The organism is Neobacillus cucumis, assembly GCF_023715505.1.
On record NZ_JAMBOH010000120.1, the window covers coordinates 1 to 414 of the forward strand.

The 414-nt window shown below is 60.9% G+C and carries 1 protein-coding gene; it reads right to left on the bottom strand.

The window, feature by feature from the left end; translation table 11 throughout:
- Nucleotides 1-414: aldehyde dehydrogenase family protein (locus M3226_RS31680; RefSeq protein WP_251573443.1), on the bottom strand; the 414-nt coding region annotated here is incomplete at both ends.

Sequence of the window (414 nt, forward strand, 5' to 3'; positions counted from 1 at the left end):
GATCTGCGCCACCTTCTCCATGACCCGTGCCATAAAGGGCTCATAGATGGATTCATGGATCAGCGCCCGCGACGGGCAGGTACAGACCTCACCCTGGTTGAAGAAGCCGAGCACCAGCCCCTCCACCGCCTTCTCAATAAATTCCTCTTCTCCGTCCATCACGTCGGCGAAGTAGATGTTGGGCGATTTCCCCCCCAGCTCGACGGTACAGGGGATAATATTTTCCGCCGCGCAGGCGAGAATATGCCGCCCGACCGGCGTGGAGCCGGTAAACGCCAGCTTGGCGATACGCTTGCTGGTGGCCAGCGCCTCGCCCGCCTCTTTGCCGAAACCCTGCACCACGTTAAGCACCCCGGCCGGGAACAGATCGCCGATCAGCTCCAGCAGCAGGGTAATGCTTAGCGGCGTCTGTTC